The organism is Xanthomonas sp. LMG 12460 (assembly GCF_009192895.1).
In the GTDB taxonomy this organism is placed as follows: Bacteria; Pseudomonadota; Gammaproteobacteria; order Xanthomonadales; family Xanthomonadaceae; genus Xanthomonas_A; species Xanthomonas_A sontii.
Genome location: NZ_NKUH01000044.1, coordinates 53871 through 66399, shown reverse-complemented (window position 1 = coordinate 66399; position 12529 = coordinate 53871). Strand labels below are relative to the sequence as shown.

General features: G+C 69.4%; 9 protein-coding genes. 4 read left to right on the top strand and 5 right to left on the bottom strand.

Annotation, left to right across the window (positions count from 1 at the left end; all coding sequences use genetic code 11):
- Positions 1-344: 344 nt before the first annotated feature.
- The 5 genes from fdxA to CEK66_RS10375 all read right to left on the bottom strand — a co-directional run bounded on the left by fdxA (position 345) and on the right by CEK66_RS10375 (position 4351).
- Complete coding sequence (gene fdxA / locus CEK66_RS10395) at positions 345-668, bottom strand: ferredoxin FdxA (protein WP_017909525.1); 324 nt, start codon at positions 666-668, stop codon at positions 345-347.
- A 90-nt stretch (positions 669-758) separates the two neighbouring features.
- The gene (locus tag CEK66_RS10390) at positions 759-1658 is read right to left on the bottom strand and encodes a 2-dehydro-3-deoxygalactonokinase (RefSeq protein WP_152236872.1); all 900 of its coding nucleotides are present in this window, start codon (positions 1656-1658) and stop codon (positions 759-761) included.
- Positions 1655-2578, bottom strand: coding sequence for an SMP-30/gluconolactonase/LRE family protein (locus CEK66_RS10385; RefSeq protein WP_152236871.1), 924 nt, complete (start codon positions 2576-2578; stop codon positions 1655-1657). The genes CEK66_RS10390 and CEK66_RS10385 overlap by 4 nt, the downstream gene beginning before the upstream one ends.
- Positions 2579-2582: 4 nt before the next feature.
- Positions 2583-3734: a galactonate dehydratase gene (dgoD, locus tag CEK66_RS10380; protein ID WP_017909522.1), complete on the bottom strand. Its 1152-nt coding sequence runs from the start codon at positions 3732-3734 to the stop codon at positions 2583-2585.
- The gene (locus CEK66_RS10375) at positions 3731-4351 is read right to left on the bottom strand and encodes a 2-dehydro-3-deoxy-6-phosphogalactonate aldolase (RefSeq protein WP_041500105.1); all 621 of its coding nucleotides are present in this window, start codon (positions 4349-4351) and stop codon (positions 3731-3733) included. The genes dgoD and CEK66_RS10375 overlap by 4 nt, the downstream gene beginning before the upstream one ends.
- A 283-nt stretch (positions 4352-4634) precedes the next feature.
- On the opposite strand from CEK66_RS10375, the gene CEK66_RS10370 reads away from it, so the two are divergent.
- The 4 genes from CEK66_RS10370 (at position 4635) to CEK66_RS10355 (ending at position 12528) form a co-directional block, all read left to right on the top strand.
- The gene (locus tag CEK66_RS10370; protein WP_017913161.1) at positions 4635-5597 is read left to right on the top strand and encodes a LysR substrate-binding domain-containing protein; all 963 of its coding nucleotides are present in this window, start codon (positions 4635-4637) and stop codon (positions 5595-5597) included.
- Between the two features lie 271 nt (positions 5598-5868).
- Positions 5869-8805 (top strand): TonB-dependent receptor, encoded by a 2937-nt coding sequence (locus CEK66_RS10365; protein WP_152236870.1) that lies wholly within the window; start codon positions 5869-5871, stop codon positions 8803-8805.
- Positions 8806-8890: 85 nt separating this feature from the next.
- A complete protein-coding gene (locus CEK66_RS10360) occupies positions 8891-10825 on the top strand; it encodes a sialate O-acetylesterase (RefSeq protein WP_152236869.1) in 1935 nt (644 codons plus the stop codon).
- A 74-nt stretch (positions 10826-10899) separates the two neighbouring features.
- Positions 10900-12528 carry a DUF5597 domain-containing protein gene (locus tag CEK66_RS10355; RefSeq protein ID WP_152236875.1) on the top strand — a complete coding sequence of 543 codons (1629 nt, stop codon included), beginning with the start codon at positions 10900-10902 and terminating at the stop codon, positions 12526-12528.
- The last annotated feature ends 1 nt before the right edge of the window (position 12529 follow it).

Genomic DNA, 12529 nt, shown 5'->3' with positions numbered 1-12529 from the left:
TGGCTTTGGCTTTTGACTTACCGGGTTCCCTTCCGCAGCGGCGGCCGTCGCGGGGAAACACCCGGAGGGCGGCGTACATGGATGTACGCCGTCCGCGGCAGGGGCAGGATGCCCCTTCCGCGGATCCCCGTGATGGACGCGGACCCGGAGCGCGCAGCGCGGAGGGCGCGAGGCAGGGTGTGCTTTCTTTTGGTTACTTTTATTTGCACAAGCAAAGAAAAGTGACTCGCCGCAAGGCGAAAGCTCTCGCTGTCGCTTGAGATTTGTAAATCAAACGCGAAGAACCTGGAAGTCAACTGTCCTACAGGTGCGAGCGCGGGATTCACGCAGCACGATGAGTGCAGTTACTTCTGCAGCAGCGGCAGCTTGTTCGGCTTGCCGTCCCACTCGGCGGCGTCGGGCAGCGGTTCCTGGCGCGTGGTCAGCACCGGCCAGGCCTTGGCCAGTTCCGCGTTGAGCGCGACGAAGCCTTCCTGGCCGGCCGGCACGTCGTCCTCGGGGTAGATGGCATTGGCCGGGCATTCCGGCTCGCAAAGCGTGCAGTCGATGCACTCGTCCGGATCGATCACCAGGAAGTTCGGGCCGGCGTGGAAGCAATCCACGGGGCACACTTCCACGCAGTCGGTGTATTTGCACTTGATGCAGTTTTCGGTGACGACGAAAGGCATGGCTCGATCCGGCGATTAACCCGGTGATTCTAATGCAAAGCGGCCGCCGCCGCCGTGTGTGCTGGGCAGGAGGCGGGCGGCGCGCGCGGCTCAGCCGGCCAGGCCGCCGTGCTGCTGTGCCAGCCGATACAGGCCGCGCGCGGCCAGATCCTCGGGGTGGGTGCGCACGCGGCTGCCGAGCGCGGCCAGCGCATGCGCGTAGCGCGCCAGCAGGCCGCTGCCGCCGACCAGGTGCACCACCGGCGGCAAGACGGGGTGCGCGCGCAGTTCGTGGCCGATCAGCAGGCCGGACAGGTAGGACGGTGCCGCGGCGGCGCTCAGGCGTTCGAACAGGCCCAGGCTGCGCACGCCGAACAGATGGTGCAGCACCCCGCCGGGCTCGCCGCTGCGCTGCACGCCGGCGTCGAACGCGGCCGCATCGAAGACGCCGTCGTCGGCGTCCATCAGCCGCGCCAGCAGGCTGTGCGTGCGCAGCAGCGCGTACAGCTCGCCGGTCATCATCGTCGCCAGCGAGGCGATGCGCCCGTCCTGCAGGGTCACCCACTTGCTGTGGGTGCCGGGCAGGCAGACGTGGTGGATCTCGGCCGTCGGCGGTTCCTGCGCAAGCAACGCGAGCAGGCCGATCAGCTGCGTCTCCTCGCCGCGCATCACGTCCGGCACGGCGTCGGCGTCGCTGGCCACGCCGGGCACGAACCACAGCGTGCGGCCGGGCAGGGCCGGATCCTGCAGCGGCCGCATCGCCGCGGCCAGGGCGGCGGCGTCGGCCGGACAGGGCGCGTACGGCAGTTCGATCCAGCCGTTGCGGCTGCCGATCATCCCGCACAGGACGATGTCGCCGTCCCAGCCCTCGATCAGGGTGGCCAGGGTTGCGGCGAAGCGGCCCTGGCAGGCGGCGATGCCCTGGTCGCTGCGGCGCTGGTCGAGAATGCCGCCGTCGGCGTCGAGCCGATAGCCGCGCAGGCTGCTGGTCCCCCAATCGACGACGATCATGCGCTGGCGATGCGTCCTTCGGGCAGGCCGGCGATGCCGACCGCGGCCACGTACACGCCGCCGGCCTGCGGCGTGCGTGCCAGTTCGTCCTCGCTGTGATCCTGCCGCGAGGTGCTCAGGTACAACGTGCCGCCGTCGGTGCCGCCGAGGGCGGGGCAGGTGGGATGCTTGACCGGCAGGGCGACGCGCCGCTCGACGCTGCCGTCGGGGCGGTAGCGCACCACCTGCCAGGCGCGCCATTGCGCGTTCCACAGGTGGCCTTCTGCGTCGACGATGGCGCCGTCCGGCTCGGCGCCGGCATGGTCCAGTTCGGCGAACACGCGGCTGTTGGCGGTGTGCGCGCTGTCCGGGTCGTAGTCGCAGCACAGGATGCGCGGTTGCACCGAGTCGCAGTAGTACAGGGTGCGGCCGTCGGCGCTGAAGCAGATCGCGTTGGGAATGGCCACGCCCGGCAGCGGCAGGCGGCGCAGGCCGTGGCGCGCCGACCATTGGTAGAAGCTGCCGACCGGCGCCTGGTTCTCGCGTTCGCTCATGGTGCCGAATACGAAGTTGCCGTGGCGATCGGCGCGGCCGTCGTTGCTGCGGGTGTCGTCGCGCTCCGGTTCCACGTCCGCCAGGTGCTGCAGCGGCAACGCGCCGTCGGTCTCGGCGGCGGCATCCGGATCGGCCGCGTACACGCCCTTGGCCAGCGCCAGCAGCAGGCGGCCGTCGTCGAACAGGCCCAGGCAGCCGGGGCGGTCGGGCAGGTCCCAATGGCGGCTGACGTTGCTGGACGGATCGTGGCGCCACAGGCGGCGGCCGCTGATGTCGACCCAGAACAGCACGCCGCGGCGTTCGCACCACAGCATGCCTTCGCCATGCGCGCAGCGGCTGTCCACCGCCAGCGTGGCGGTGTGGCGGGGCGGAGTGGACACGCTCATCGGCTCACCACTCGGCGATGCTGCCGTCGGCGTGACGCCAGATGGGATTGTGCCAGTCGGGTGGGTTGGCGTTGGCATGGCGCAGGCGCTCCTCGTCGATCTCCACGCCGAGGCCCGGTTTGGGCAATGCGGCGATGCTGCCGCCATTGTCGCAGGCGAAGTCGTCCTTGTTGAGCACGTAGTCGAGCAGGTCGGCGCCTTCGTTGTAGTGGATGCCGATGCTCTGTTCCTGCAGCACCGCGTTGTGCGAGACGAAGTCCACCTGCAGGCAGGCGGCCAGCGCCACCGGGCCGAGCGGGCAGTGCGGCGCCAGGCCGACCTCGTAGGCCTCGGCCATGCTGGCGATCTTCAGGCATTCGGTGATGCCGCCGGCGTGCGAGAGATCCGGCTGCAGCAGCGACAGGCCGCCGGCCTGCAGCACCGGCTTGAAGTCGAAGCGCGAGAACATGCGCTCGCCGGCCGCCAGCGGGATCGGCGTGGACGCGGCCAGCCGCGGGTAGTACTCGGCCTGCTCGGGCAGCACCGGCTCCTCGACGAACAGCGGCCTGAACGGCTCCAGTTCGCGCAGCAGCACGCGCGCCATCGGCGCGGCGACGCGGCCGTGGAAGTCGATGCCGAAGTCGATGGCGGTGCCGAACGCCTCGCGGATCTGCGCCACCTTGGCCACCGCCGCATCCACCGCGCGCGGGCCGTCGATCAGCTTCATTTCCTCGGTGCCGTTGAACTTGAAGGTGTCGAAGCCGAGGTCGCGGTAGCCCTGGATCTGCGCGATGGTCGCCGCCGGACGGTCGCCGCCGACCCAGCGGTAGGTCTTCATGCGGTCGCGCACGCGCCCGCCCAGCAGTTCGTACACCGGCACGCCCAGCGCCTTACCCTTGATGTCCCACAGCGCCTGGTCGATGCCGGCGATGGCGCTCATCAGGATCGGGCCGCCCCGGTAGAAGCCGCCGCGGTAGAGCATCTGCCAGATGTCGTTGATCCGCGCCGGGTCCTTGCCGATCAGGCTGTCGCCGAGTTCGCGCACCGCGGCCTCGACGCTGCGCGCGCGGCCTTCGATGACCGGCTCGCCCCAGCCGGTGATGCCCTCGTCGGTCTCGATCTTCAGGAACAGCCAGCGCGGCGCGGCGTGGTAGGTGGTGAGGCGGACGATCTTCATGCGCGGTCCAGATAGGCGTGGCGGAAGGCGGCGGCATGCGCCTGGGTCTGTGCGAGCGACTGGCCGGGGCGGTACAGCTCGCCGCCGATGCCGGCGCCGATCGCGCCCGCGCCGAGGTAGTCGTGCAGGGTCTCGGTGTTGACGCCGCCGACCACGAACAGCGGCACCTGCGCCGGCAGCACCGCGCGCAGGGCGCGCACGTGGCCGGGGCCGTAGGTGGCGGCGGGGAACAGCTTGAGCATCTGCGCGCCGGCATCCAGCGCGTCGAACGCCTCGGTGGCGGTGGCGAAGCCGGCCACCACCTGCAGGCCGCGCGCCACCGCGTGGCGGATCACCGGCGGGCGCGTGTTGGGGGTGACGATGAAGCGCGCGCCGAGATCGGCCAGGGCGTCGACGTCGCCGATCTGCAGCACGGTGCCGCCGCCGATCCAGCAGCGCTGCCCGAACGCCTGCGCGGCCGGGCCGATGCTATCGGCCCAGCGCGGCGAGTTGAGCGGGATCTCGATCGCGTCGTAGCCGGCATCGGCCAGCGCCCCGACGTGCGCCAGCGCGTCCTCGGGGGTGAGACCGCGCAGGATCGCGATCAGCGGGAGTCGGAACGGGGAAGCGGCGGACATCGGGATACCTGGCGGAAACGACGGTGACGGAAGCGCCGGACCAGTGCGGCGCAGCGGCGGGACCGGACGGCGGGGCCGCTGCAGTCCGCGCCATGCGTCGGCGCGCTGGCTCCACCCGACAGCCTCCGCTGCCGGCGGGCCGGTGCCCGACGACGACGGCGCCAGCGGGGGCGCGATGGGCCGTAGCCTGCGCGCGTGAGCTATGCTCTGCAAATGAAATTTTAGGCATATTCTATTCCGCCGCCGAATACGCGGCTCCGCTCCCCCAGGACGCCTGCCCACGATGAATGCCTCTGCCAATCCCTGGTTCAACGCCGCGCGCCTGAAGACCCGGCATCTGTTGTTGCTGCTGCAGTTGCACGAGCACCGCTCGGTGCTGCGCGCGGCCGAGGCGGCCAGCATGACCCAGCCGGCGGCGTCCAAGCTGCTGGCGGAAATGGAGGACCTGCTGGGGGTGAAGCTGTTCGAGCGCCACGCGCGCGGGGTCGAACCGACCTGGTACGGGCAGGTGCTGATCCGCCGCGCACGCGCGGCGATGTCGGAGATCGGCCGCGCCCAGGAAGAGATCGCGGCGCTGTGCGAGGGGCGCATGGGCCAGGTCTCGATCGGCACCGTGGTCAATCCGGGCACCAACCTGGTGCCGCAGGCCATCGCCGAGGTCAAGCGCGAGTTCCCCGGCATCCTGGTGCGGGTGGAGATGGACTACAGCCGGCCGCTGGTGGCCAAGCTGCTCGATGGTCAGCTCGACATCGTGATCGGGCGCATCCTCGGGCCCTATGGTGCCGAGGCGCTGGAGTTCGAGCCGCTGGCCGACGAGCCGCACTCGGTGATCGCCCGCGCCGGCCACCCGCTGTCCACCCGCGCCGACCTGCGCCATGCCGACCTGGCCCGCTACGGCTGGGTGCTGCCGCCGGCCGACAGCGTGCTGCGCGCGCGCCTGGACGCGATGTTTTTGGAGCATGCGGTGCCGGCGCCGCAGAACGTCATCGAGACCTCGTCGCTGCCGGTGATGACCAGCCTGCTGCGCGGCAGCGACCTGCTGGCCGCGCTGCCGGCCGAGGCGGTGGCGCCGTATGTACAGGCCAAGCTGCTGACGGTGTTGCCGATCACGCTGGGCGTGCGCATGGAATCGTTCGGCATCGTGCGCCGCCGCGACTATCTGCTGCCGCCGGGCGCCGAACGCGTGTTGCTGGCGCTGCGCAATGCGGCCAAGCGGCTGTATCCCGAGCGGGCGGCGAGCGTTTGAATGTCGTCGCAGACGGACGATTTCGTAGACATACCGTGGTGCGCATCCCGCTAGTCTGGAATCACATAGCTTGACGGGAATTTTTCATTTGTTTCACGCCAAGTGCATTCCTAGTCTCGGCCGATCGCGGTAGCGACCGACCTGCCACTCTGCGCAGCGGCGCCATCCGATACGGCAGCGGCTGAGACCGACGCCGTCACAACTCGCAGGACGGCGCCCTGGTGCGACCGTCGCCCGTGTCTGTGTGCATGTCTCCTGGGAGGGAAACCGCATGGCATCGCAGCATTCTTGTGGTCCGGCTCTGCCGACCGCAGCGTCACGTCGTCCCCGTGTTTTGCCGCGTTCGCTCATCGCGCTGAGCATCGGCCTGCTGCTCAGCGCACAGGCACTGGCGCAGGAGGCGGAGTCCGCAAGCGCGCAGCCTGCCGCGCGCAAGAAGGGCGACCCGGTGACCCAGCTCGATGCGGTCGAGGTCAAGGGCGTGCGTGGCAGCCTGATCAAGTCGCAATCAATCAAGCACGATGCCGAGCAGATCGTCGATTCGGTCAGCGCCGAGGACATCGGCGCGCTGCCGGACCGCAGCGTCACCGAGACCCTGCAGCGGGTCAGCGGCGTGACCATCGATCACTTCATGGCGCGCAACGACCCGGACCACTTCTCGGCCGAAGGCAGTGGGGTGATGATCCGTGGGATGACCCAGGTGCGCGGCGAACTCAACGGCCGCGACAGCTTCAGTGCCGCCAGCGGACGCGGGCTCAGCTTCGAGGACGTGCCGGCCGAATTGATGGCCGGCGTGGACGTGTACAAGAATCCCTCGGCGGAGATCGTCGAAGGCGGCCTCGGCGGCACGGTCAACCTGCGCACGCGCATGCCGTTCGATCAGCCGGGCCGGGTCATCGGCTTCACCGCCGACGTCAACTACGGCGACCTGAGCAAGACCTACAAGCCCTCGGGCTCGTTCCTGTTCAGCGATCGCTGGAACACCGGCCTGGGCGAAATGGGCTTCATGCTCGATGTGGCGCACTCGGAACTGGCCACGCGCAGCGACGGCATCCAGGTGGAACCGTTCGTGCGCCGCACCGATCCCGCGTTGCTGGCCGGCACCAGCTTCGACAAGGTCTACGTGCCCGGAGGTGTCAACTGGCGGCAGCTGGAGTTCGAACGCAAGCGCAAGGGCGTGGCGGCCGCCTTCCAGTGGCGGCCCAGCGACGCCACCGACCTCTACGTGCAATACCTGCGCTCGTCCTACGACATGAACTGGCAGGAGCGCGCGGCGTTCTTCAACGACGACACCAACGCCATCGCGCCGGCACCCGGCACCACCTTCACCTACGACGACGCAGGCCGTTTCGTCAGCGGGTCGCCGGCGTCCAGTTCCTGGCGCGGCAACGTCACCGGCAACGACGGCGTGCGCTTCTACACCGACAACCGCTACGCCCGGCAGAGCACCACCACCTCCGATCTGTCCGGCGGCTTCACCCATCGTTTGACCGACCGGCTGACCGTGCGCGGCGACATGCAACTGGTGCAGTCGCAGAGCGACACCCTGGATTTCACCCTGTTCAGTTCGATCTATCTGCCGGGCCTGACCTTCGACCTCAGCGGCAAGTATCCCGCAGTGACCCTGGCCGACCCGAGCTACACCGCCGACCCCTCCAACTACTTCTGGAGCGCGGCGATGGATCACCTGGCCAAGAACCGCGGTCGCGAGCTGGCCACGCGCTTCGACCTGGAGTACAGCTACGACGACAACCCGTGGCTGCGCACCTTCCGTGCCGGCATCCGCGCCACCGACCGCACCCAGACCAACAAGAATTCCGGCTACAACTGGGGCGTGATCAGCGACAACTGGGCGACCATCCCCGGCACCGCCACCGGCCTGGCCGACCTGGCCAGCTACATGACCGCGTCCTCGTCGCTGTATTCCTTTTCGAACCTGTTGCGCGGCAAGGTGCGCGTGCCCAACAACCTTTACTTCCCGCGCAACAGCGCGGTCAAGGACTACGCCGGCACCTCGGCGCTGATCGAGCAGATCGTCGCGCTGCGCGGCTATGGCTGGGCGCCGGACCAGTACCAGTTGCAGGACACCAACCGCCAATTCGAACGCACCCAGGCCGCGTACATGGTGATGTACTTCGGCAACGACACCGCGCTGGGCGTGCCGGTGGACGGCAACATCGGCGTGCGGGTGGTGCAGACCAGGACCGAGGCCTCGGGCTACGGCCAGTATCCGGACCTGTCCGCCACCTCGGCCTCGGATGCGCTCAAGGCCCAGTACTACGGGCAGTACTTTCCGAACGACGCGCGCGGCAGCTATACCGACGTGCTGCCGAGCATGAACCTGCGCTTCAAGTTCTCCGATGCGCTGCAGCTGCGCCTGGCCGCGTCCAAGGCGATGGCAAGGCCGGACTACACCCAGTTGCAGCCGTATCTGCTGCTGACGGCCACCGTCAACGACGACGGCTCGCTGAAGGACTGGACCGGCACCGCCGGCAATCCCAACCTCAAGCCGATGAAGGCCGACCAGTACGACGCCGCGCTGGAGTGGTACTTCGACAGCAGCGACATGATGTACGTGACGCTGTTCTACAAGAGCGTCAAGGACTACTTCTCCAACCAGACCGTCACCGAGAACTATGGCGGCCAGGATTTCCTGGTGACGCGTCCGTACAACATGGACAAGGGCCGCATCCGCGGCTTCGAGTACGGCTACACCCAGTTCTTCGATTCGCTACCGGGCTGGATGAGCGGCTTCGGCGTCAATGCCAACTTCACCTTCGTCGACAGCAGCGGCGGCGTGAACACGGCGACCGATCCCTACACCAAGACCACCGTGACCGGCGTGGCGCTGCCGCTGGAAGGCCTGTCGCGGCGCAGCTACAACTTCGCCGGCATTTACGAGAAGGGTCCGCTGTCGGTGCGCCTGGCCTACAACTGGCGTTCGCGCTATCTGCTGACCGCCAGCGACGTGTCGACCAAGCTGCCGACCTGGTCGGACGACTACGGCCAGCTCGACGGCTCGGTGTTCTATCGGTTCTCGCCGCACCTGCAACTGGGCATCCAGGCCAACAACATCACCAACGCGGAGACCAAGGTGCTGATGGGGCCGACCTCCTACAGCGATGGCGAGGTCGACCGGCATCTGTACACGCGCAGCTGGTTCGTCAACGATCGTCGTTACTCGCTGGTGCTGCGCGCCAATTGGTAGGCGCGCAGCCGTCTCCGGCGCGCGGTCCGCCTGCGGCGAGGCGGGTGGCTGCCGCCGGTTTTTCCTCCCGACGCAGGAACCGCTCATGGCAAGACCGCTGCATCCCACCGTTCGCCTGGCGCTGCTGGCGCTGGCGTTCGCGTCATGGCCGGCCGCGGCGGAACTGCAACTGCCGTTGCTGTTCGCCGACGGCGCCGTCCTGCAGCGCGATGCACCGATTCCGGTCTGGGGTTGGGCCACGCCTGGCGCACGCATCCAGGTGCGCCTGGACGGTGCCAGCGCCAGTGCGGTCGCAGGCCGCGATGGCCGCTGGCGACTGCAGTTGCCGGCGCATGCGGCCGGTGGCCCGTACGTGCTGGAGGTGCAGGGCGACGGCAGCCAGCGGCGCGTCGGCGACGTGCTGATCGGCGACGTGTGGCTGGCCAGCGGCCAGTCCAACATGGAGTGGCCGCTGGCGCAGGCGCGCAACGGCGCACGCGAAGTGGCGGCGGCCATGGATCCGCAACTGCGCAACTTCAAGGTGCCCAAGGCCTGGGCGGCGCAGCCACAGCCGCGGCTGCCCGGCGGCAGCTGGGTCGCGGCCACGCCGGCCACTGCCGGCGCGTTCTCGGCTGTGGCGTATTTCTTCGCGCGCGAGCTGCGCCAGCGCACCGGCGTGCCGATCGGCATCATCGACAGCACCTGGGGCGGCAGCGCGATCGAGGCCTGGATGGACGCGGCCTCGCCGGGCGTGGACGCGGCGCAGGTGCGCACGCGCATCGCGCAGATGCAGGCCAAGGACGCACAGGACCTCGGCGAGACCCGAAAGCGCCTGGCGCGCTGGCCACACCCGACCACCGTGGATGCGGATGCCGGCTGGGCCGCTGCCGACCTGGACGACCGCGACTGGGACCGCCAGCCGCTGCCGGGGCTGTGGGAGCAGCATGGCTACGTCGGCATGGACGGCGTCGCCTGGTACCGCACCACCTTTACCCTCAGTGCAGCCGAAGCCAAGGCCGGCGCGGTCGTGGGCATCGGCCCGGCCGACGATGCCGATACCACCTACGTCAACGGCGTGGAGGTCGGCCACACCGAAGGGCGCTACACCGAGCCGCGCCGCTACCACTTGCCGCCGGCAGCGCTGCGCGCCGGCGTCAACCACATCGCGATCCGCATCCTGGATACCGGCGGCTTCGGCGGCATCCCCGGCGATGCGGTGGCGTTCTTCGTGCAGCCCGACGGCGGCCAGCCGCGCTCGCTGGCCGGCGACTGGCAGTTCCGCCCGGGCAAGGTGACGTTGGCCGCCAACGACGACAAGAACCAGGTGCCGACGCTGCTGTACAACGCGATGATCCATCCCTTGCAGCCGTTCCCGGTCAAGGGCGTGATCTGGTACCAGGGCGAGAGCAACGCCTACCCGTATGGCGCGCTGCGCTACCGCGAGCAGTTCGCGTCGCTGATCGGGCGCTGGCGGCAGGAGCGCGGACAGCCGCAGCTGCCGTTCCTGTGGGTGCAACTGGCCAACTGGAAGGCCGGCAACGACCAGGGCGACTTGAGTCCGTGGGCGCAACTGCGCGAATCGCAGACCAGGACGCTGGCGCTGCCGGCCACCGGGCAGGCGGTGACCATCGACATCGGCACGCCGGACAACATCCATCCCCCCAACAAGCAGGACGTGGGGCATCGCCTGGCGCTGGTCGCACGCCACGTGGCCTACGGCGAAACCCTGGTCTACAGCGCGCCGGTGTTCGCGCGCGCCACGTTCGCCGATGGCCAGGCGCGGGTGATGTTCGACCTGATGGGCAGCACCCTGGCGGTGCGCGGCGGCGGCAGCGTGGTGCACGGCTTCGCCCTGGCCGGTGCCGATCGGCGCTTCCATCCGGCGCAGGCACGCATGGAGGGCGACCAGGTGGTGGTCCGCAGCGATGCGGTGCCGCAGCCGCAGGCGCTGCGCTACGCCTGGAGCGAAAACCCCGAGGACGCCAACCTGGTCAACCGCGAGCAGTTGCCGGTGGGCCCGTTCCGCAGCGACGACTGGTGAGGCTGGGCGCCGGCCACGTGCGGAGAATCGGATCGCCGTCGCGCGCGTTGCGCACCGCATGGCGGCTGCGTGTCCTGCTGTCGCTGCTGCTGAGCGGCTGCCAGGCCGCGCCGGATGCGCCGTCGGTTGGTGCGCACACGCCCGCTGCCGCGACATCGGCGCCGACCCAGGCACCGATCCCGCGCCTGGTCAGCACCGACGGCCGTCACGCGCTGTTGGTCGATGGCGCACCGTTCCTGATCCTCGGCGCGCAGGTCAACAACTCCAGCAACTATCCGGCGGCGCTGGCGTGGGTGTGGCCGGCGATCCGCGCGCTGGGGCCGCACACGGTGCAGGTGCCGGTCGCCTGGGAGCAGGTGGAACCGGAAGAGGGCCGCTTCGATTTCTCCTTCGTCGACACGCTGCTGGCGCAGGCGCGCACGCAGCGGGTACGGCTGGTGCTGCTGTGGTTCGGCACCTGGAAGAACAACGGCCCCAACTACGCGCCGCACTGGGTCAAGACCGACGATGCGCGCTTTCCGCGCGTGGTCACGCGCGACGGGCGACGCCTGGGTTCGCTGTCGCCGCTGGCGCCGGCCACGCTGGAGGCCGATCGCAAAGCGTTCGTCGCCGTCATGCGGCATCTGCGCCAGGCCGATCCGCAGCGCACCGTGATCATGGTGCAGGCCGAGAACGAGCCCGGCACCTACGGCAGTGCGCGCGACTTCTCGCCGATGGCGCAGCGCGTGTTCGACGGCCCGGTGCCACAGGCGTTGCTGCAGCGGCTCGGCAAGTCGCCGGGCAGCTGGGCGCAGGTGTTCGGCGCCGATGCCGACGAGATCTTCCATGCCTGGCACATCGCGCACTTCATCGACCGTATCGCCGAGGCCGGCAAGGCCGCGTATCCCTTGCCGATCTACGTCAATGCGGCATTGCGCGGCCCGTTCAATCCCGGCCAGCCCGGGCAGTACGCCAGCGGCGGCCCCACCGATAACGTGCTCGACGTGTGGAAGGCGGCAGCGCCGCACATCGATCTGCTGGCGCCGGACATCTACATGCCCGAGTATCCGCTGTACACCACGGTGCTGCAGCGCTACGCGCGTCCCGACAACGCGCTGTTCGTCGCCGAGACCGGCAACCGCCCCGAGTACGCGCGCTACCTGTATCCGGCGCTGGGCCACGACGGCATCGGCTGGTCGACCTTCGGCATCGACTACAGCGGCTACTCCAACGATCCGCTCGGCGCCAAGCGCGTGGACGCACAGGCACTGGCGCCGTTCGCGCTGGGCTATCGCGCGGTGGGCATGGGCATGCGCGCGTTCGCCCGCGCCGCGGCCGCCGGCAAGCTGCACGGCACCGCCGAGGCGCCGGGCCAGGCGGTGCAGGAGCTGCCGCTCAACGCGCGCTGGAGCGCCACCGTCACCTATGGCGTGCCGCAGTTCTGGTTCCAGGGCGAGCCGCCCGGCAATCCTGCGCCGATCGGCGCGGCGCTGATCGCCGAACTTGGCCCGGACACCTTCCTGATCACCGCCCAGCATGCGCGGGTGACCCTGCATCCGGCCAGCGCCGCGACCGCCAACATGCTCTACGACCGGGTCGAAGAGGGCGTGTACGACGGCGAGCAGTGGCGGTTCCGGCGCAACTGGAACGGCGACCAGACCGATTACGGACTCAACTTCTCCGACGTGCCGCAATTGCTGCGCGTCACCCTGGCGACCTATTGAC

Coding starts and splice junctions, on each gene's coding strand:
- fdxA (WP_017909525.1), bottom strand. CDS start 668: ATGCCTTTCGTCGTCACCGAAAACTGCATCAAGTGCAAATACACCGAC.
- CEK66_RS10390 (WP_152236872.1), bottom strand. CDS start 1,658: ATGATCGTCGTCGATTGGGGGACCAGCAGCCTGCGCGGCTATCGGCTC.
- CEK66_RS10385 (WP_152236871.1), bottom strand. CDS start 2,578: ATGAGCGTGTCCACTCCGCCCCGCCACACCGCCACGCTGGCGGTGGAC.
- dgoD (WP_017909522.1), bottom strand. CDS start 3,734: ATGAAGATCGTCCGCCTCACCACCTACCACGCCGCGCCGCGCTGGCTG.
- CEK66_RS10375 (WP_041500105.1), bottom strand. CDS start 4,351: ATGTCCGCCGCTTCCCCGTTCCGACTCCCGCTGATCGCGATCCTGCGC.
- CEK66_RS10370 (WP_017913161.1), top strand. CDS start 4,635: ATGAATGCCTCTGCCAATCCCTGGTTCAACGCCGCGCGCCTGAAGACC.
- CEK66_RS10365 (WP_152236870.1), top strand. CDS start 5,869: ATGGCATCGCAGCATTCTTGTGGTCCGGCTCTGCCGACCGCAGCGTCA.
- CEK66_RS10360 (WP_152236869.1), top strand. CDS start 8,891: ATGGCAAGACCGCTGCATCCCACCGTTCGCCTGGCGCTGCTGGCGCTG.